The 18,276-nt window shown below is 36.8% G+C and carries 21 protein-coding genes; 17 read left to right on the forward strand and 4 right to left on the reverse strand.

Features of this window, described 5'->3' with window-relative positions; genetic code table 11:
* Positions 1 to 31: 31 nt before the first annotated feature.
* Both IHV12_RS17140 and IHV12_RS17145 read left to right on the forward strand, forming a co-directional pair.
* Positions 32 to 328 carry a YciI family protein gene (locus tag IHV12_RS17140; protein ID WP_197130522.1) on the forward strand — a complete coding sequence of 99 codons (297 nt, stop codon included), beginning with the start codon at positions 32 to 34 and terminating at the stop codon, positions 326 to 328.
* Between the two features lie 172 nt (positions 329 to 500).
* Positions 501 to 1,190 carry a CPBP family intramembrane glutamic endopeptidase gene (locus IHV12_RS17145; RefSeq protein WP_197191571.1) on the forward strand — a complete coding sequence of 230 codons (690 nt, stop codon included), beginning with the start codon at positions 501 to 503 and terminating at the stop codon, positions 1,188 to 1,190.
* 1,077 nt (positions 1,191 to 2,267) lie between these two features.
* Here IHV12_RS17145 and IHV12_RS17150 read toward each other — a convergent pair.
* Together IHV12_RS17150 and IHV12_RS17155 are read right to left on the reverse strand one after the other, a co-directional pair.
* Positions 2,268 to 2,921: a cupin domain-containing protein gene (locus tag IHV12_RS17150; RefSeq protein WP_197191572.1), complete on the reverse strand. Its 654-nt coding sequence runs from the start codon at positions 2,919 to 2,921 to the stop codon at positions 2,268 to 2,270.
* Positions 2,922 to 3,120: 199 nt separating this feature from the next.
* Positions 3,121 to 3,456: a hypothetical protein gene (locus tag IHV12_RS17155; protein ID WP_197191573.1), complete on the reverse strand. Its 336-nt coding sequence runs from the start codon at positions 3,454 to 3,456 to the stop codon at positions 3,121 to 3,123.
* 226 nt (positions 3,457 to 3,682) lie between these two features.
* Between IHV12_RS17155 and IHV12_RS17160 the strand changes: the two genes are divergently transcribed.
* From IHV12_RS17160 to IHV12_RS17205, 10 genes are all read left to right on the forward strand, one after another.
* The gene (locus IHV12_RS17160) at positions 3,683 to 4,237 is read left to right on the forward strand and encodes a hypothetical protein (protein WP_197191574.1); all 555 of its coding nucleotides are present in this window, start codon (positions 3,683 to 3,685) and stop codon (positions 4,235 to 4,237) included.
* A gap of 371 nt (positions 4,238 to 4,608) precedes the next feature.
* Entirely contained in the window at positions 4,609 to 6,156 is a 1,548-nt protein-coding gene (gene nikA / locus IHV12_RS17165; RefSeq protein WP_197191575.1) for a nickel ABC transporter substrate-binding protein, read from the forward strand.
* Between the two features lies 1 nt (position 6,157).
* Positions 6,158 to 7,099, forward strand: coding sequence for a nickel ABC transporter permease (gene nikB, locus IHV12_RS17170; protein ID WP_370568828.1), 942 nt, complete (start codon positions 6,158 to 6,160; stop codon positions 7,097 to 7,099).
* Between the two features lies 1 nt (position 7,100).
* Positions 7,101 to 7,952 carry a nickel transporter permease gene (gene nikC / locus IHV12_RS17175; RefSeq protein WP_197191576.1) on the forward strand — a complete coding sequence of 284 codons (852 nt, stop codon included), beginning with the start codon at positions 7,101 to 7,103 and terminating at the stop codon, positions 7,950 to 7,952.
* A gap of 14 nt (positions 7,953 to 7,966) precedes the next feature.
* On the forward strand, positions 7,967 to 8,974 hold the full coding sequence (locus tag IHV12_RS17180) for an ABC transporter ATP-binding protein (protein WP_197191577.1): 1,008 nt from the start codon (positions 7,967 to 7,969) through the stop codon (positions 8,972 to 8,974).
* Positions 8,961 to 9,731 (forward strand): ABC transporter ATP-binding protein, encoded by a 771-nt coding sequence (locus IHV12_RS17185; protein WP_197191578.1) that lies wholly within the window; start codon positions 8,961 to 8,963, stop codon positions 9,729 to 9,731. Before IHV12_RS17180 ends, IHV12_RS17185 begins: the two co-directional genes overlap by 14 nt.
* Positions 9,732 to 9,797: 66 nt before the next feature.
* On the forward strand, positions 9,798 to 11,135 hold the full coding sequence (locus tag IHV12_RS17190; protein ID WP_197191579.1) for an MATE family efflux transporter: 1,338 nt from the start codon (positions 9,798 to 9,800) through the stop codon (positions 11,133 to 11,135).
* Positions 11,136 to 11,260: 125 nt separating this feature from the next.
* A complete protein-coding gene (locus IHV12_RS17195) occupies positions 11,261 to 11,587 on the forward strand; it encodes a PadR family transcriptional regulator (RefSeq protein ID WP_197191580.1) in 327 nt (108 codons plus the stop codon).
* Positions 11,584 to 12,207, forward strand: coding sequence for a permease prefix domain 1-containing protein (locus IHV12_RS17200; protein WP_197130484.1), 624 nt, complete (start codon positions 11,584 to 11,586; stop codon positions 12,205 to 12,207). Before IHV12_RS17195 ends, IHV12_RS17200 begins: the two co-directional genes overlap by 4 nt.
* A gap of 31 nt (positions 12,208 to 12,238) precedes the next feature.
* Positions 12,239 to 12,706 (forward strand): hypothetical protein, encoded by a 468-nt coding sequence (locus tag IHV12_RS17205; protein WP_197191581.1) that lies wholly within the window; start codon positions 12,239 to 12,241, stop codon positions 12,704 to 12,706.
* 43 nt (positions 12,707 to 12,749) lie between these two features.
* Here the strand turns inward: IHV12_RS17205 and IHV12_RS17210 are convergent, their stop codons facing one another.
* Positions 12,750 to 13,556, reverse strand: coding sequence for a YwqG family protein (locus tag IHV12_RS17210; protein ID WP_197191582.1), 807 nt, complete (start codon positions 13,554 to 13,556; stop codon positions 12,750 to 12,752).
* A 394-nt stretch (positions 13,557 to 13,950) separates the two neighbouring features.
* Here IHV12_RS17210 and IHV12_RS17215 point away from each other — a divergent pair, with 394 nt between their 5' ends.
* Complete coding sequence (locus IHV12_RS17215) at positions 13,951 to 14,706, forward strand: alpha/beta hydrolase (protein WP_197191583.1); 756 nt, start codon at positions 13,951 to 13,953, stop codon at positions 14,704 to 14,706.
* Positions 14,707 to 14,761: 55 nt separating this feature from the next.
* On the opposite strand, the gene IHV12_RS17220 is transcribed toward IHV12_RS17215, so the two are convergent.
* On the reverse strand, positions 14,762 to 15,091 hold the full coding sequence (locus IHV12_RS17220; protein WP_231620779.1) for a hypothetical protein: 330 nt from the start codon (positions 15,089 to 15,091) through the stop codon (positions 14,762 to 14,764).
* A gap of 169 nt (positions 15,092 to 15,260) precedes the next feature.
* Between IHV12_RS17220 and IHV12_RS17225 the strand changes: the two genes are divergently transcribed.
* The 4 genes from IHV12_RS17225 to IHV12_RS17240 all read left to right on the forward strand — a co-directional run bounded on the left by IHV12_RS17225 (position 15,261) and on the right by IHV12_RS17240 (position 18,251).
* Positions 15,261 to 15,755 carry a DinB family protein gene (locus IHV12_RS17225; RefSeq protein ID WP_197191585.1) on the forward strand — a complete coding sequence of 165 codons (495 nt, stop codon included), beginning with the start codon at positions 15,261 to 15,263 and terminating at the stop codon, positions 15,753 to 15,755.
* A 150-nt stretch (positions 15,756 to 15,905) separates the two neighbouring features.
* Complete coding sequence (locus IHV12_RS17230) at positions 15,906 to 16,496, forward strand: class I SAM-dependent methyltransferase (RefSeq protein ID WP_197191586.1); 591 nt, start codon at positions 15,906 to 15,908, stop codon at positions 16,494 to 16,496.
* Positions 16,486 to 17,172: a response regulator transcription factor gene (locus IHV12_RS17235; RefSeq protein ID WP_197191587.1), complete on the forward strand. Its 687-nt coding sequence runs from the start codon at positions 16,486 to 16,488 to the stop codon at positions 17,170 to 17,172. The genes IHV12_RS17230 and IHV12_RS17235 overlap by 11 nt, the downstream gene beginning before the upstream one ends.
* Positions 17,169 to 18,251, forward strand: coding sequence for a sensor histidine kinase (locus IHV12_RS17240; RefSeq protein ID WP_197191588.1), 1,083 nt, complete (start codon positions 17,169 to 17,171; stop codon positions 18,249 to 18,251). Before IHV12_RS17235 ends, IHV12_RS17240 begins: the two co-directional genes overlap by 4 nt.
* Positions 18,252 to 18,276 lie beyond the last annotated feature (25 nt).

An 18,276-nucleotide genomic window follows, 5' to 3' on the forward strand; every position in this document is an offset into this window, starting at 1 on the left:
AGAATTCTTTCTCTAAAGGGGAGAGATACATTTGGAAATCACTGAATTTCTATATCAAATTAAACCAATAAGAGCAGATTTAATGGAAAATCAAACACAAGAGGAACAAGAAAAGCTTCAATCTCATTTTCTGTACCTTCAAGATTTGTTAGAGAAGGGAAAATTGGTATTGGCTGGACCATGTCTAGATGCATCGTTTGGTGTTGTTATTCTTCAAAATACAAACGAAGAAGAAGCACAAGAATTCATGGAAAATGATCCAGCAGTCAAGGGGAAGATCATGACAGCAAACCTGTATCCTTTTCGTGTTTCACTAATGAAGAAATAATCATTTTAGCACTGTAACCATCGGTTGGTTACAGTGTTTTTTTATGCTTTTTTCACAAAGAATATTGTTTTTTATGTGATACGATATAATTTACATTTTATGGTATCTTATTGATAAGATTATTATTAATTGTGATTATTTTATTGCAAATAAAGAAAAGGGGGCAAGAACATTGGAGCCAAGTTTAGAAAAAATGCAAGTTCATAAACAAATCCTCACTTGGAAGCAAGTAGTGGGTATTTTATTTGTGATGATTGGTTGTATGGCTTTGGGAGTGGTTCTTTATAAGCAATCAAATATCAGGTTTTTCACTTGGTATAATGGTTCTGCAATCATAGAATTGTGTTTTATAATTGGTCTTATAACATACAGTCCAACCCGTGCTTATTTAATGAGCTCTTGGAGCATCAGAGCGTTAATTAAGTGGAACAATTACGCTTGGCTCATTGGAGGATTTGTGTTAATGATTTTCTTATGCAGTTGGTTATTTCAAATCCCACTTGAAAGTACGTGGGACATACTATCAAGTCCTATTTCTCAATACCCATTAGCCGAAAAATGGCAAATAGTCTTATTTCTTTTGGGAACTGGAGTAATAGCACCTGTTTTTGAAGAAGCCCTTTTTAGAGGAATTATCTATCGGAAATTGTACGAAACAAGGGGAATGGTTATAGGACTCTTTGTATCTTCTCTAACATTTACTTTCGCTCACTTGTCTATGTCCTTATCTTACACAATAGAAATTTTTGTGTTTGGCATCTTATTGGCTGTTATCTATCAATTTACTCGTTCTCTTTCTATTCCTATTTTATTGCACGGAGCTTGGAACATTTTTGCTGCTTTTTATTTTAATACCCTTTAAACAAATATACATAGAGGGTTTTCATTAGAATTTAGAGAAAACATGTAACAGTAATGAGAAATTTATGGAGGCGTTTGGAATGATTGCTTGGATTTTGCCAGTTGCAAATTTATTGCGCAAGAACAGCAATAGTTGGATGACTTTATCCATGATTAGTATTTGTGCTTGCGGGATATCACCATATTTTAAAATTTTTTATACATACTATAAGGTTACGATAGAAGACTGTAGCGCACTCATGGATACGATGTATACCACTGCGTTTGCTGCAATGTAGAAGGCTAGAAAAAAGGAAATCAATCAAGATTCCCTTTTTTTTTTGACTTTTCTTTTCATAGTACTCATATCTTAACTTACGTTGACGAATCTGCTCTACTTGCCAATCCACAACTTTAATGAGAGATATTAAGACAAGAATAGGGACTCCGAAATATAAAAATAAAGTTAAAAAGAGACCTAAGTACATTATTTCCATACCTTGAACATAACCCCCAATAATTTTTTAATAAAAACAACCTTATTTTACCATTAATATTTGTAAAATTAAGTATATTTAATATAATTATAATAACATCCTCTGATAATGACTTTTTTTTATATAAGAAAGGTGGAGTGTTATGTTTTGGTTCTTCTTGGGGCTTGCAGGTATCACACTATTATTCATATTGTTCGTTATAAATGGACGACGTGAATTTTATTTAGACCAAGAAAAACCTTCCAAAGATAATTCTTTAAAGCGATTTGTGAGGTATGGCAATATTGTTATACGTGCAAAAGATGACTAATCTTACATCATTTCAACAGTCTTATAATCTGAGAAGCAAATAGAGAAAGGAAGTCGACTCATGTTTTGGTTATACTTTTTAATCCCGTTGACTATTATCATTGTTTTAGCTGTTTTGGTTGATAAACATAATAAAAAGAAGGGTTTGAAATCTAGAGTTAAGCATAGCGATATTAAACATTTATGTATGCAAGAACCTCCAGAAAGCAGTCGATCAACAAAATAGATTTTAACGAATACCTATGAAAACACAGCAAACCGACCAGTTCCTTACGGGTCGGTTTGCTGTCCTTTTATCCCCTCCACCAAACATTCCGATAAGGCTGAACGTACGGAGTTTCAGGATGCTGTTGAACATATTGCATCTGCTGATAGGTTTGTTCATGGTTTGCATGGTAGGTATATTCACCGTTTCGCTGACAGTTCGTGTAAGGTCCTATATAAGTAGAAGGTTGAACAGGGGCAACGGTTTCTCTCCATTGATTCTCGTCAAGACAATACGTATGCGCCATAACATTAGCAGGGGTGAATCTCAGTATATCTGAACCGAGAATAACTTGTGGAGTCGGTGCATTAAAAATCGCTAGAATATGAGTGTTATCTTCTAAAGCGATTTCATAATGCCACCAGCCTTGAGGAACGTTTGCCACTTGGCCAGGTGTGATCTTGAAGTTCAATAACTGTTTGGTAAATGGATTCAGGATCGATACAAGAACAGAGCCTGAGATACAATAGACAAGTTCTGCTGCATTCTGATGATAATGAGGCTCAACAACATTGCTCGTACTCATAAAGATGTCTAATAATGATACGTCTTCTAAAGTATTCAACTGGTTAATACCTAATACATTGATATAATTTCGGCTGTCTTTTTTGAACAGTGGACTCGTATTTACATCAAACGTAAATTGAGTAGAGGGAGATGTATAATCCATATATGAAACCATAAGGTGCTTCACCTCTTCTTAGGCGTTTGCCAATTTTGTAAGTATGGTATGCAAACACAAATAATTGGGTGTTTTTATTAAAATGCACTATGGTCACATGTTCTTTCTATCACTGCCTTCATCAATTCACATATTCCTCTGATACGTTTTAACTCCTGAAAAAAGTTTTCCTTCCAAGAGTAACCCTTAGAAATCAGGATTAAGTGTTTGTAATAACGAAAGTACCAATAATAAATACAATTCCATTCAATATCAAAGATAGGATTAGACCTATACCAGCAAGAAGTTTTTTCTCCCTTCTTTTAAATAGCGTGTAGCCACATAGTATTAATGATAGGGGAGAACCAATTGCTATTGTATAGATCAGAAAGCTACCTCGAGTACTATACATCACTAGAATTAATAAAAGAGTAAACACTAAAGATAAATAACTCAACCAAGAATAACGTTTATCTTCCTTACTTCGGTCTCGATACCACGCAAAAATTCCGGTTAAAAATCCACAAAGTATAAGCAGAATAAAAATAAAATCCATATAGTGCCTCCCCATTTCTAAAAATCCCTTTAACGGTCTGAATTATAACATAATATGGAAGGTTGTGATCTTCATTTCATGCTTATTTAAGGGAATTGTAAAATAATTGAAAAAGATGATATTATGATATTGAATACTTAAAAAGTGCTATATATTTACTTTCTAGGATATTCATCGATGGGGAATGTATGGGAATTTAGGAATTCTGAAAAAGGGGATAACCACAATGACAAAGACAAAAAAGCTTATTGGAGGCATATTGTCTGCAGCTGTTGCGTTAAGTGCCTGCAGTTCTAGAGAAGATATAGCTGTTCAAGATGAATCAACTTACACTGAAGATGAAACCTACTCAACCTCTTATTCGGAAGAGCCAACCTATGATGATTCTGTTGAAGAGGAGATTGAACTAGATCATTTGCAATCTCAATATCCAGATATGGACTTAGAAGCAATGGAGAATTATATAGAAGAAAACGGACTGGAATATCAAGAGGATGAGCTTATCATTTTCTTAGATGATGTCTATGAAAACGGAGAATCTACTCTGGAATCCAACTATTATGCTAATGAAAGCTCTTTTCCGTGGTGGATATTCTTGTTAGCGAATACGTCCAAAGTGAAACCTGCAGGAAAAGTTACCTTTACGAAACCTGCTACAACTGCTCCTTCAACCGTTAAACCAGCAACAAAGCCGAGTACGAACGTGACAACATCTCCTTCGTCAACCGGTTCTCAATCAGGTTCAGGCTTTGGTTCGGGAAGTAAGTCATCTGGCTCTTAAATTGTCATATCCACTCTATATGCTCATACTTATACAAATCTCTTAAACCCATCACTGATGGGTTTTTTATAGTTTTATTCGTTCAGAGATTGACGACAAATTTAATAAATGATAGAATTCGATATGTAAATCGTAATGATGACGATTAAAGTAGGAGTGAGGGGGTAGCAATTAACAAGGAACAGAAGGGCGAGCATAAAGAACACCTCGTATAAGGGTGTAGTAGATTTTATGATTACTTCGTTTTTTAGTGTTCCAGATTACTTAATACATAGGTATTGCATCTTTCAATAAACTTTAACCATTATTTTTTTTGATTTACAAACCGTAATGATTACGATTATAAACTAACAGGCAAGGAAGGTAAATGAATGAGAAACTATAAAAATATTTTAGTAGGTATATTATGTTTGGTTCTTGTATTCATCGCTGGTTGTTCAACCACGCAAAAAAGCACAGAGAAACAAGAAGATAAAGAAAAGAATGTTAACATGATCTTCAGCTTTAAAGCAGCAGACTTAGACCCTCACACTGGATTTATTCCGATTCGTGCTGGAATAACAGAAACCCTATTAAAACTAGATGAGAAATCAAATATTGAAGGCTGGTTAGCTGAAAAATGGGAAACATCAGATAATCAAAAGTGGTTATTTGACATTCGTGATGATGTAAAATTCCAAGATGGTAAAAAACTTGATGCTGAATCTGTGAAACAATCATTAGAGAGAAGTTTAAAAGCGAATGAATCTTTAGAAGGTTCACTCAAGATTAAATCGATGGAAGCGGATGGACAAACACTTACGATCAATACTACTGAGCCCTATCCTGCGCTTCCTTCTGAACTAGTAAATCCTTATACATCAATTGTAAATATGGAAGCAGCGAATAAGGATGGAGAAGAAGCATTTAAAAATAATCCTGTTGGTACAGGTGCTTTTAAAGTCAAAGAATTTAAAGCCAATCAATTTGTTGAAGTAGAGAAGAATGAAAATTATTGGGCAGGTGAGCCGAAACTAGATTCAGCTATGATTAAATTTAATGAAGATGCTAACGTTAGAGCACTGGCACTTCAGTCTAAAGAAGCTGATGTTGTTTACAATCTCCCTGCAGAGAGTTTAGATGCGATAAAAAAAGATAATAAACTTAATGTAAAATCTATTCCTGGACTACGTGCACATTTTGTTCTTTATAACAGTCAAAGCGAAAACGTTAAGGACTTGAAGGTAAGACAAGCGCTTGATTTGTTGCTTGACCGTGAGAGTGTGGCAAAAGACATCATGCTAGGACATGGTCTTGAGGCAAACGGTCCATTTAACAGTACATTACCGTTTGGACTAGATGAAGAAGTTTCAGAATTGAATGTGGAAAAAGCTAAAAGCCTTTTAACACAAGCGGGTTATAAAGAGAATGCAGAAGGTTTAATGGAGAAAGGCGGGAAACCGTTAACTCTTGAACTCGTTACGTATAAAGCTCGTCCAGAACTTCCTTTAATCGCGCAGCTTTTACAGTCTGACGCAAGTAAAGCAGGAATTAAAATTAACATTAAGACGGTTGAGAATGCAGATACGCATCTAGCTGAAAACAAAGACTGGGATATAGCGACGTACAGTAACAACACCTCTCCAAGAGGAGACGGAAGCTACTTCTTTAACACAGCATTTACAGAAACCGGAGCATTAAATGTTGGAAAGATTAACATTCCTGAACTCAACACTCTAATACAAGAGTTAAACCGAACAACAGATTTAGATGAACGTACAAAGCTAACTCAAGAAGCAGCAAAGGTAATCAACAAAGAAGTTGCCCACAGCTATGCAGTTTATCCAAATATCATTATTGGGATGAACAAACGCATTGTGAACTGGGAGCCTACGGCAGAGGAGTATTATATTCTAACACACAATATGGATGTGAAATAATGTGTTTACGATTATAAAGAATAGGGTTATACAGCTGATTGTTGTTTTATTCATTCTATCCCTATTTACGTTTACATTGATGAAGATGGCACCAGGAGATCCTGTTCTTACCATCCTAAATGCCGATGAAATGGTCGTAACAGAAGAAGATCAAGCTGAGCTTAGAATTAAGCTCGGCTTTGATCAGCCTCTGTATATACAATATGGCAGATGGATGCTCAACCTAATGCAGTTTGATCTAGGAAAATCATATATGACGGGAAAACCGGTTGTCGAAGAATTGTTAACGCGACTACCCATTACAGCTGAACTTACTTTTTTCGCTATGACCCTCATGCTTTGCATCACAGTTCCACTTGGCGTGTGGTCAGCGAAATATGTGAACAGATGGCCAGACCAGTTCAGTCGAATCCTAGCATTAGTTGGGGCATCTATTCCTAGTTTTTGGCTAGGCCTCATTTTAATCTATTTTTTCGCATTTAAGCTTGGTGTTCTACCTTCCTCAGGTATCGGTTCGTATCCTCAAATCATCTTACCTGCTTTCACGTTAGGTTTTACTTATGCTGTTATTTATGCGAGATTGCTACGAGCGGGTCTTCTGCAAAGTTTGTCTGAAGACTATGTTTACGCAGCAAGAGCAAGAGGTGTAAAAGAGTGGAGAATTTTGTGGTTGCACGCGTTTAGACCGGCTATCCTTCCTGTTCTCACGATATTTGGTTTGAGTTTAGGAAGCTTTTTAGGTGGATCAGTTGTGGTTGAGATTCTTTTTTCGTGGCCAGGATTAGGTAGTCTAGCTATTGACGCCATACTTAATCGGGATTATCCGGTCATTCAAGGGTACGTACTATTAACTGGAGTATTTGTAGTTCTCACAAACTTAATCGTTGACCTATCTTATTATGTGATTGATCCAAGAATGAAACGAAAAGAGGAGGCATTATGATATGAATATTCAGATGCCTAGAATAAATCAAATTCCATTTTTCTTCAAGAAACAAAATTTACTGATTCAGTGTGGAATCATATTTTTTATTATCATCATTTTAATCACATTAATTGGACCGTTTATCGTTCCAAATGATCCCTTCACAGCGAATATGTCTGAACGACTTTCCCCACCGAGTAGCGTTTACCCTTTAGGAACTGACCATATGGGAAGATGTATATTTTCAAGACTCATAGTCGGTGCCCAGTCAACACTTGGTATAACGGCTCTTGTTGTAGTGACTGTTGCACTAATCGGAATTCCAATCGGTCTCGTAATCGGTTATATCGGTGGTCGATTGGATACAGTGTTTATGCGTTTAGCAGATGGTATACTTGCTCTTCCAGAATTTATTTTAGCGATAGCGATCGCTGGATTCTTAGGACCAAGTTTGACGAATCTTATGATTTCGATTGTTTTTGTTAAGTGGATTGCTTATACAAGGGTCGTAAAAAGTATCGTAATCACTGAACGAAACAAAGATTATGTTCTAGCTGCAAAAGTTGGGGGAAGCTCTAGCTGGAAGATTATCCGAAGACATATGTTTCCGCAAATTGTTTCTCCTGTACTTGTCCTTGCTACCCTTGATATCGGAAAAGTAATCCTTACAATCTCTTCCTTATCTTACCTTGGATTAGGTGCACAGCCACCAGCTCCAGAATGGGGAGCGATGTTAAATGATGGAAGACCTTATTTTCAGAGTGCGCCAGAATTAATGATCTACCCAGGTTTAGCCATCTTTTTTGTAGTATTAGCATTTAACTTGATGGGTGAAGGATTGCGAGACAAATGGGATGTTAAAAGTCGATAGAGAGGAGGTTTGCAATGTTTGAGAACACACCGACAACTTCAAGTGAGAATAATCTGCTCGTTGTGGAAAACCTTTCAGTGACTGTGCGCAACAGCAGGGAAAAGTTAATCCGCAATCTAAATTTTTCTATTCCTCAAGGTGAAATATTTGGGTTAGTCGGAGAAAGCGGCAGTGGAAAAAGTTTGACGGCAACCGTGATTTTGGGAATGCTTTCTAAGTCTCTGGAAGTTACAAGCGGATCTGTTATATTTGGTCAATCAGAGATCACGTCGTTAAGTGAAAAAGAGCTAAGAAATATTCGCGGTCGTGATATTGCTTACCTCTCACAAAACTATCAAAGCTTTTTCACTCCATTCATAAAAGTTGGAAAGCAATTTATTGAGATTATAAGATGTCACACTGACATGAGTAGAAAAGAAGCAAAGAAAGTGGCTATTCATTGGCTGAACAAAGTCCACTTACCTGCAGAACGTGTATTTAACAGCTTTCCTGATGAACTTAGTGGCGGACAATTGCAGAGAGCTTCTATCGCATCAGCCATAATGTTTCAGCCGAAACTGATCATTGCAGATGAACCAACAACTGCTCTAGACGTGTTAACCGGAGAAAGAATTCTAGATCTCCTGTCTGAACTTAAAGAAGAGTTGAATTGCTCAATTCTCCTAATCTCACACGATTTGAAACATATTATTAACCGGACGCAAACAGTTGGCGTTATGTACGGTGGACAAATTGTAGAAATAGGAAAAACCAGAGCTGTAGTGGCGGATCCCATCCATCCTTATACAAATCTATTACTTCAGTCGAGGCTCAGATTGAATAAGTATATTCAACATGAATTGACGACTATGCTTGGTGAACCTGGATTAATAGCTGAAGAGGGGTGTCCTTTTTCGAAAAGATGTCCGAGTGTTATGGAATCCTGCAGCAACATAGTGCCAATGAGTAGCTTAGGAACAGACCATTCGGCTGCCTGTCATCTGGTGAATGCAGAAAGGGAAGAACGATATGTTACACGTTAATTCAATCTCGAAGACGTATCACTCAAAACCAGCTTTACGTGATATTTCACTTGCCGTTCAACCTGGTGAAAGCATGGGGATCATTGGAGAGAGTGGCAGTGGTAAGAGTACTCTTGGTAAGATCATTTTAGGGCTAGAGAAACCTGATCAAGGAGATGTACATTTTAGAGGGAGTAACCTCCACACACTAAAAGCACAAGCGTTAAAAGCATTCAGGCGTCACCTTCAAATCGTGTTTCAAGATCCTGCCGGGTCATTAAACCCTAAACTTCCTGTGTGGAAGTCTGTGGTTGAACCGTTAGAAAATTATCCAGACGTTATCCCTTCATTTTTAAAAGAAGTAAGACATGATCGTAAGAAGATGGCCGAAGTCTTGTTTCAAAAAGTGGGCCTGTCACCTGAACTTCTGGAGAGATATCCACACCAACTAAGTGGTGGACAAAAACAAAGGATAGCCGTAGCGAGGGGAATTAGCTTAGAACCAGATCTGCTGGTGTGCGATGAACCTACTTCAAGTCTGGATGTTTCTGTACAAGCACAAGTCCTCAACCTGTTAAAGAAGTTACAGCGAGACTTGAACCTCTCTTTTCTATTCATCTCGCATGATATCGCTGCTGTCCAATTCATGTGCGAACGAATCGTGGTATTAAAGGATGGTATCTTAGTTGATGCATTTTTAACGAGAGAACTTTTTTCCACAGCTCGTCACCCTTATACAAAAATGCTAGTAGAGATGAGTATGGAACAAGACCAGTAATGGAAGAGTACCAACACTTGTTTAAATAAAGTGCTGGTTTTATTTATTTTAGGAGGATGAACTTTATTGAATCATTCGAAATACTTAGGATTGGCACTACCGCTGATTCTTACAACCATCACTACTCCTCTCCTTGGTGCAGTTGATACGGCTGTTGTTGGACAGCTGGATGATTCCTCTTACATAGCTGGAGTGGCAGTCGGCACGATTATCTTTAATACGATGTATTGGCTGTTTGGATTTTTGAGAGTGAGTACATCTGGATTTGCTGCACAAGCACATGGAACAAAAAATGAGGAAGATATTTTACGTTCACTCAGTAGACCTTTGCTCCTGGCACTGAGCATAAGCGCAATTTTAGTTGCACTCCAATATCCGATAAAAGAACAGTTTCTACCGCTGTTGACATCTGATCCAGTCGTTCAGTCTCTAGCAACAGATTATTTTGCCATTCGTATATGGGGTGTACCATTCGGACTGCTCAATTATGTAATCATAGGATGGATGATGGGACTGGCAATGATTAAGAAAACTTTGTTCCTTCAAATGTACATGAACGTAACGAACATTGTACTTGATATTCTATTTGTTAAAGTCTTCTCATGGGGTGTGGGAGGGGTTGCAGCGGCTACATTGATTTCGGAGGTCTCTACTTTCGTAATCGGTCTAGTCATTGTTTGGAAAGCGATTCCCGCTAAGCAACGTAAAAAGATTCTCCAAATAAAATCAATCGATCTATCTTCTTATAAAAAAATGATGAGGATGAACAGAGATCTATTCATTCGAACATTATGCTTATTAATTGTGTTTAATGTTTTTACGGCAAAAGGAGGCACTTTCGGTACAGAGATTCTTGCGGCAAACGCCATCTTGATTCAGATCCACTACATCATGGCGTATATATATGATGGATTCGCCAATGCTTCAAGTATATTAGCAGGAAGAGCAATAGGTTCTAACGATAAGACACTTTATCAAACAACGATAAGACTCACTTTTCAATGGGCAGTTATCTCATCACTCATCATTTCAAGTGTATATTACTTATTCAATGATCAGATACACCAAATGTTCACCTCGATACCTGAAGTACTTCATGAAGTAGGTACGTACGAAGCTTGGATCGTATGTTTTCCGCTCGTCTCAAGCTTTGGAGTTGTACTTCATGGAATTTTTGTAGGAGCAACAGAAGCCTCTTCATTACGTAATACTATGATTCTAGCATTACTCGTTTTCTTAATTTCTCTTTTCTTAGCAGCACGTTTAGATAATCATGGATTATGGTTAGCTTTTATTCTTTTCAGTTCCGCTCGATCGTTGTTCTTAATTTTACATGTGCCTAAATTATCACGAACACTAGGATTTCATGCAGTTCGTTATGAGGGAGAGAGTAAAGAATTTTAACAAACTAAAGGACAATTAAACAAAACACGGGGTACTAATAAAATGCCCTGTTTTTTTGGGGTAACACCCTTGTAATACGATGTACATCGTATTACAATATAATTAGAAAATATTGGAGGTTGAACATGGATAAAGAACTATTGAAGGGGAGCATAGAAATCTTGCTTCTTTCACTATTAGTTGATCGAGATAGTTATGGCTACGAAATGACAAGGAATTTACGAATATTAAGTAACGAAGAATTCTCCATGAACGAGGGAACCCTTTATCCTGCTTTAAAAAGGTTAGAGAAAAAAGAGTGTGTGACTTCTTATTGGAAACACGGACCTGATGGTAATCGGCGTAAATATTATTCTTTAACATCAACTGGACGAAAAATCCTAACGGAAAAGCGAAAAGATTGGAAACAAATTAATGAGCTTATGGATAAAACGTTGGAGGGCTTGTTATGAAGAATTTAGATCAATATATCGATGTAATCGTAGAAGGTCTACCGTTAGAAGAGAAAGAGGACATTCGAGAAGAGATGATACAGCACCTAAATGATCACATGAATGAGTTGATGATAAAGGGATACTCTGAGCAAGAATCGTTACAGATTGCCATAAAGGCATTCGGAAACGAGAAAAAAATGAATTGGGAAATGAAAAAAGCAGTATATCCCTTTTATAAGATTTCACGTTTTCTCTGGAACACCGTATTCGTTACCCTCGTTTTTTGTGTGCTTTCTTATATGATCATGGAGCATTACAATCCAGGAGCCGATAACATAGCACCTTTATCCAGTGTTTTAGGGGGTTTCTTCATTATTTTCTTCGTAGCAGGGATGGCTGAACTAATTTATGAAGCCATACAATTAAGTTCAGTGAAGATGAAATATATAATGAATCCATGGGTATTCTTTTTTACTCCCTCAATTTTTATCGGTGGGATCATGTTTTTAGCTTACTTTCAGAACCCAGAACAATATCAGAATGGAATATGGGTTGATCTGTTGGTTGTTCCAATTGGTGCCTTTTGCTATGTGATAGCTAGACAAATTTTCAATCAACTCTTTAAACGATCAATCTAAACGGCAGTCTAGGAGAAGGAGGAGGCGTGTTATGAGACGATACTTAAATGTGATAGCAGGATTCTTTTTTATTGTTTTATTAACTGCTTGTATTGGAGAAGACTATGATGCCGGACCACCAGAGATAAGACTTAGCGTTAACGAAGACGTATATTCTTTGAAGAAAGCAAATGTTAATTGGAAGACAGAAGACAAGGAGTTTAAGAATAAAGTAGAGAACCCTTTAACGCTAGCTAGTGAACAAAAAGAAATCAAGGTTTCGCCTAACCAATCAGCTGAATTAATCTTACTAGAAAACAAAGAAGATGGCGGAGAATACACGAATGAGACGATCGAAGTATCATTATGGCAAGGTGATAAGAAAATAGAGTTAACGTCCTTAACTCCAAACGATCATTCATTTTCCTTTACGAATGATCCTGGTCATTATGTATTAGTTGTTGAATTCAGTACAAAAAATGGGAGTTCAGAGTATGTGGGGAATATCGTACTGAAGTAGCTTCTAAAAGAAAAGGGCAACCACCAAGTTGCCCTTTTTTCTATTAATGACAATCCCAGTTGAATAGAACGCGAGAAAAGTCCTTATTTCTTAAATCTTCTTTCGTAATAAAAAAGTTGCCTACACCTGCATCTCCCCACATGATGTCATTCTCACCTTCGTCATCTGTATCAATCTGAAGCAACGTAATGCGGTAATCATCAAATTGGGTTCCATAATCACGTGGGTCCGTTTGCGTAAAGAATGCGTATCCCCCTATTTTGTGGCCCATGTTCTCAACACTTTCACAAAAAAGGTCATATAGCGTTTCTTCTCCCCACATATTCTCTTCACCTGTTACCTGATCCATATCAATAGATTCATAACTTTCTTCAAACTGAAAATCACTTACACCAAGTGCTTCTTTTGACAAGAAAAAAGATAAACGGTATTCACCATTGTAAGGAAGGTGCTCCTCTATCGAATTTTCCGATGTGAAAAAGTCTATTGCGTGAGGCGGCTCAATGTTCTCATGATAGATGACGCGGAAATTACTTTGATTAGTCGGGTTATCAAAATCCATACCCATCACATCATCATTTTTAGAAAGATAGAATTGCAGTATCCCAGTCGTTGGGAAGTGTTCGAGGTGAGGGATTTCCTCAAAATTAAGTTGGCAGAGAAGAGCCATTGGTAAACCGGATGAATCTAAAGGATAAGAGACTCCATCAGGCAAGTAAGGAAATCCTCCGATTTTGCTGCCTTTTAAAGAGGTGGACTGACGTGTAGCTTGTATTGTAACAAAAGGAACAACCGTTTTCTCGATGTCGCTCCTATAAGGTTCTAATGCTTTTGGAAGTGATAAAGTCATAGTGTGTAATATTCTCCTTTTCTTTTAAGTGTAAGTTTCCAGCAATCGTATTACAATAAAAATATATGGTTATATATAGTCATTTAAGTAATTCGAAATGAAGCATAAATATATATTAGAGGTGTGAAGATGGGGAGAGTCCAAAAATATTTATTTTATTTTGTACCGATTTATTTAACATTGATTGCTTTCGACTTTTACAGATATAAAGAACTGCAATTATTTGAAAATCTCATTATACCCTTGCTTTATGTAATCGTTGTCTTCATTTTAGATTGGTCAAAACCAAAGAATCATGAAAACAAAAGCTAAATAACTTAGGGAGATTTTTGCAGGTAATGGTGTTACTTTCCTGAATGAATAGGGTAAGTTGTAGTGAAATGGAGGGATTCGTATGACAGAGAAGCATTCTGTAATGGCTGAAGCTCAACCTTTTTATTTTGAAGGCAACAAGGTGGGAATATTGATTTCTCATGGTTTTACTGGTTCTACGCAAAGTATGCGTCCTTTGGGAGAGGCATACGCAAAGGCAGGATATACCGTATGTGGTCCGAGGCTGAAGGGGCATGGTACCCATTATGAGGATATGGAAAAGACTACATATCATGATTGGATTGCTTCCATTGAAGAAGGTTACCTATGGTTGAAAGAACGTTGTGACAGCATTTTTGTAACGGGTCTCTCTATGGGAGGAACACTTACGTTATATGTTGCAGAAACATATCCTGATATTAAAGCAGTCATTCCAATCAATGCAGCGATCGACATCCAAGACATGGAAAACATGCAACATTCCAACCATCGATTTCTAGACGCCATCGGTTCAGACTTAAAGAATCCGGATGTGAAAGAACTTGCCTATGAAAAAACTCCAGTTCAATCTCTAAAAGAAATTGTATTGTTAATGAAAAAAGTAAAAGAAAGTCTTCATACTGTCACTTGTCCCGCACTCATTTTTGTATCAACAGAAGATCATGTTGTACCACCCAATAACTCTCAAACCATCTATGATTCTATTTCATCCCGAGACAAACAGATTATTTATTTAAAGAACAGCTACCATGTTGCTACACTCGACAACGACCAACAACTTATTATTGATGAATCACTTAAATTCATAGACAAAATATGTAAAAAAGTTAATGCGTAAGTCAATCAAAAAAACAAACCCGAACCGCCAGCAACAATTCGGGTTTTCTTTGTGTTTATAACCGAGATTCTTTATTCATATAATGGATTGCAGAATGAGATGGAGAGAAAAGAACGGTGTAGGTGCCTTTGAGCTCTTTCTGTATTTTTGATGAAAGAGATTGACCCATTTGATTATGCTCTTTTTCGAGCTCTAGACCATTTTCACGTAATTTATCGTTATCCCAATCGATCCATTCTCCGTATTGAATAGCCCAATCTCGCAACTTCTCTTTTAGTTCTAAAGAAATAGGTAGTTCATCAAGTTCTAAGTTACAGCCGCACCGATTACACCAAACAGGATCAGTATCAACATCAGCTTCTAATTTTAATTCATAGATATTCATATTTTCGCAACAACATTCCATATGCAACACTCCGTCTAACGTCTTTTGATAATGTTTCCTAATTTATAATAATCTCTAAATATTATAAAGGAAAGACACGGAGTAACGAGAATGGATCGTATAGACTTAAATGAAAACAGTTAGTCAAATAGGTAGGAGAGTGAAACGTATGGTTCATGTAAAACATCTTTTAGCCGATCAACTGTTAGCCAATGCCAACGACGCTAGCTGGTATCTGCCATTTAATGAATCAGTAGAAAACCTTTCGGAAAGTGATGCTTTTTGGAAACCGAACAAAGACTGTCATAGTATCGCGCAAATTGTTCAGCATCTCCTTTATTGGAATAAGACGTGGCAAACCCGTTACGATGAGTCTCATGTTCAAGCAGTGCCTTCTATTGGAGATAACGACAAAAGTTTTGTGATTTCAGAACATGAAAGTTTCTCTCATTTAAAAGAAGAACTGCTGGATGTTCTTTTGAGATGGCAAGGTCTTTTGTCAGAAGAGAAAGTAGAGCGGGAAGTAAATGGTTTTCCTGTCCCTGCAAAATGGTGGGAACTCATCGGGAATGCAGCTACACACAATGCGTACCACATCGGACAGATTATCATGATTCGAAAGCTGCAGAAAAGTTGGAAAGTGGACACGGTAGAAGCAAAATAATAAAAGAAATATGGCTGCATCTCAACCATAAGAATGGGGATGCAGTTTTTTTATGCCTTAAACTTAAGAATTCTTAAGGATTATTCCTCTTAATTCTTTAGGTTTGAATTATAGAATGGCTATACATTCAAACAATCGGAGTGAATAATTGTGAAATTTTTGTCCTTTTTAGCACAGTATATAAGTAATCCCCGATCAGTAGGAGCCATTCTTCCAAGTTCAAGTTATCTAGCTGATAAGATGGTAAAGAGTATCAATTTTGAGCAGGCAAGATACATTTTAGAATACGGACCGGGTACGGGTGTTTTTACCGACAAGCTGCTACAAAATCGTAAGCCTAATACGATTATCATCTTATTTGAAAGCAATGAGGAATTCTACAAAATACTTGTACAGAAATACAAAGAGGTGGATAATCTCTACATATACAATGGGTCAGCTGAAAAGGTTGATTGGTACCTTGAAAAATGCGGTATTCCATTTGTAGATTACGTCATATCAGGACTTCCCTTTGCGAGCTTACCAAAGACCGTTTCAAATCGTATCCTGTTTAAAACTTCAAAAGTGTTAAGAAAGAATGGAAAGTTTGTTACGTTTCAATATTCAAACGTAATGAAAGCATATATTGAACAGTTCTTTTCAAAAGTGGATGTAAGTATTGAGATACGAAATGTCCCACCTGCTATGGTATTATGTTGTTCATTAGAAGAAGAAAAGATGGAGGGGACTTATGCAATCTAGAGTCTTAATCGTTGATGATGATAGTGATATTCGGAATTTGATTTCCGTTTATTTAGAAAATGAAGGAATGTATACAGTACAGTCGGAAAATGCAATAGATGCGTTAGAACAATTGGAGAAAAAGGATTTTGATCTTATCATATTAGATATTATGATGCCTGAGATGGATGGGATCCAAGCGTGTATAAGAATAAGGCAAGAGAGAAATTTGCCGATTATTATGCTCTCTGCTAAGTCCGAAGATATGGACAAGATTCAAGGACTAGCAGCTGGTGCTGATGATTACTTATCCAAACCGTTTAATCCTTTAGAATTAATGGCACGTGTTAAATCCCAGCTCAGAAGATATCGAAAATACAACCAAGATACTGATCCAAGTAGGGAATTCATTGAGATTGGAGATCTTAAGATCAATACAGAAACCCGTCAAGTATGGGTGAGAGGGAATGATGTCAGACTCACACCGAAAGAGTTCTCTATTCTAGAGCTACTTGCCAGTAATAAAGGTATCGTTATGAGTATTGAGAAGATATATGAAGCGGTATGGCAAGAAGATTTCTATAAGTCAGACAGTACTGTCATGGTTCATATAACAAAGATAAGAGAAAAAATTGAAGAAGATCCGAAGAGACCCATCTATATCAAAACGGTTTGGGGAGTCGGCTATAAAATATGAGAATAAAGCGGATTAAAATATCGTTACTTGTAAAACTCCTGGTAGCAGTTGCTGTTAGCTTTATTGTGTCAACTGTGGTTATGATTATCATCTCTCAAATTATTTTGCATCTCTATAATCTTCAATATCTTACTATTGAAGATATTGGTGCAACTACCTATAATTTTATCGTTTTTCTGATTTTTACTTTTGTTATTTTTTCTTTTATTGTTACCTTCTTAGCATTGATACGAAACAAAATCATTTATATAAAGCGTATTACAGAAAGTATTAATGAAATCGCCAACGGAAAATTGGGAATGACGATTGAATTGCAGGGAAACGATGAATTAAGCAAGCTTGCCGAAGATGTTAATAGTATGTCTAAGGAATTATCAAGTAAGTTTGAATATGAAAGACAACTTGAAATAGCGAAAAATGAATTGATTACAAATATATCCCATGATTTGCGCTCCCCTTTAACATCCATCATTGGGTATCTAGACTTGCTGAGAAAGGGGCATTATTCGAGCCAAGATCAACTAAAAGAATATCATGATACGACTTACTCAAAATCAAAGCGGCTTGAAGCTCTAATCAATGAGCTTTTTGAATATACTCGTTTAACAAGTCCAGATGTGAAATTAGACATGAATGATGTAGAAATGACGGGTTTATTAGAACAATTGATCGGGGAATACGTTCCTATCTTTGAAAAGGAAGACCTAACTGTTATAAAGGATATACCAAAAGAAGAAGTTCTAACTTCTATGGATATTGAAAAAATGGTCCGTGTTTATGACAATCTTTTTATGAATGCCATAAAGTACAGCGCGAAACCTTCTGTTGTTAAAGCTACTTTAGACATACAATCCAATCATGCTGAATTTAGGCTGTCCAATCAAACAGAAAGACCAGAAGTACGAGATATTAATCAATTATTTGAGCGTTTTTTAGTAGGAGACAAAGCCCGAAGCGAGCATGAAGGAACGGGACTTGGACTTGCTATTTCAAAAAGGATTGTAGAACTACATGGAGGTCATATACAAGCGGAGTATATGCATGGCTGGCTCACGATTATTATCAAACTTCCAATTTGATCAAAGCTTATGAAGCATGCTTCAT

The organism is Fictibacillus sp. 7GRE50 (genome assembly GCF_015903875.1).
Lineage (GTDB): Bacteria > Bacillota > Bacilli > Bacillales > Fictibacillaceae > Fictibacillus > Fictibacillus phosphorivorans.

Excerpts from the sequence above, each read along its gene's own strand:
- IHV12_RS17215 (WP_197191583.1), top strand. The coding sequence starts at position 13,951 with ATGACAGAGAAGCATTCTGTAATGGCTGAAGCTCAACCTTTTTATTTT.
- IHV12_RS17225 (WP_197191585.1), top strand. The coding sequence starts at position 15,261 with ATGGTTCATGTAAAACATCTTTTAGCCGATCAACTGTTAGCCAATGCC.
- IHV12_RS17205 (WP_197191581.1), top strand. The coding sequence starts at position 12,239 with ATGAGACGATACTTAAATGTGATAGCAGGATTCTTTTTTATTGTTTTA.
- IHV12_RS17150 (WP_197191572.1), bottom strand. The coding sequence starts at position 2,921 with ATGGTTTCATATATGGATTATACATCTCCCTCTACTCAATTTACGTTT.
- IHV12_RS17200 (WP_197130484.1), top strand. The coding sequence starts at position 11,584 with ATGAAGAATTTAGATCAATATATCGATGTAATCGTAGAAGGTCTACCG.
- IHV12_RS17240 (WP_197191588.1), top strand. The coding sequence starts at position 17,169 with ATGAGAATAAAGCGGATTAAAATATCGTTACTTGTAAAACTCCTGGTA.
- IHV12_RS17235 (WP_197191587.1), top strand. The coding sequence starts at position 16,486 with ATGCAATCTAGAGTCTTAATCGTTGATGATGATAGTGATATTCGGAAT.
- IHV12_RS17185 (WP_197191578.1), top strand. The coding sequence starts at position 8,961 with ATGTTACACGTTAATTCAATCTCGAAGACGTATCACTCAAAACCAGCT.
- nikC (WP_197191576.1), top strand. The coding sequence starts at position 7,101 with ATGAATATTCAGATGCCTAGAATAAATCAAATTCCATTTTTCTTCAAG.
- IHV12_RS17155 (WP_197191573.1), bottom strand. The coding sequence starts at position 3,456 with ATGGATTTTATTTTTATTCTGCTTATACTTTGTGGATTTTTAACCGGA.
- IHV12_RS17210 (WP_197191582.1), bottom strand. The coding sequence starts at position 13,556 with ATGACTTTATCACTTCCAAAAGCATTAGAACCTTATAGGAGCGACATC.
- nikA (WP_197191575.1), top strand. The coding sequence starts at position 4,609 with ATGAGAAACTATAAAAATATTTTAGTAGGTATATTATGTTTGGTTCTT.
- IHV12_RS17160 (WP_197191574.1), top strand. The coding sequence starts at position 3,683 with ATGACAAAGACAAAAAAGCTTATTGGAGGCATATTGTCTGCAGCTGTT.
- IHV12_RS17220 (WP_231620779.1), bottom strand. The coding sequence starts at position 15,091 with ATGAATATCTATGAATTAAAATTAGAAGCTGATGTTGATACTGATCCT.
- IHV12_RS17195 (WP_197191580.1), top strand. The coding sequence starts at position 11,261 with ATGGATAAAGAACTATTGAAGGGGAGCATAGAAATCTTGCTTCTTTCA.
- IHV12_RS17180 (WP_197191577.1), top strand. The coding sequence starts at position 7,967 with ATGTTTGAGAACACACCGACAACTTCAAGTGAGAATAATCTGCTCGTT.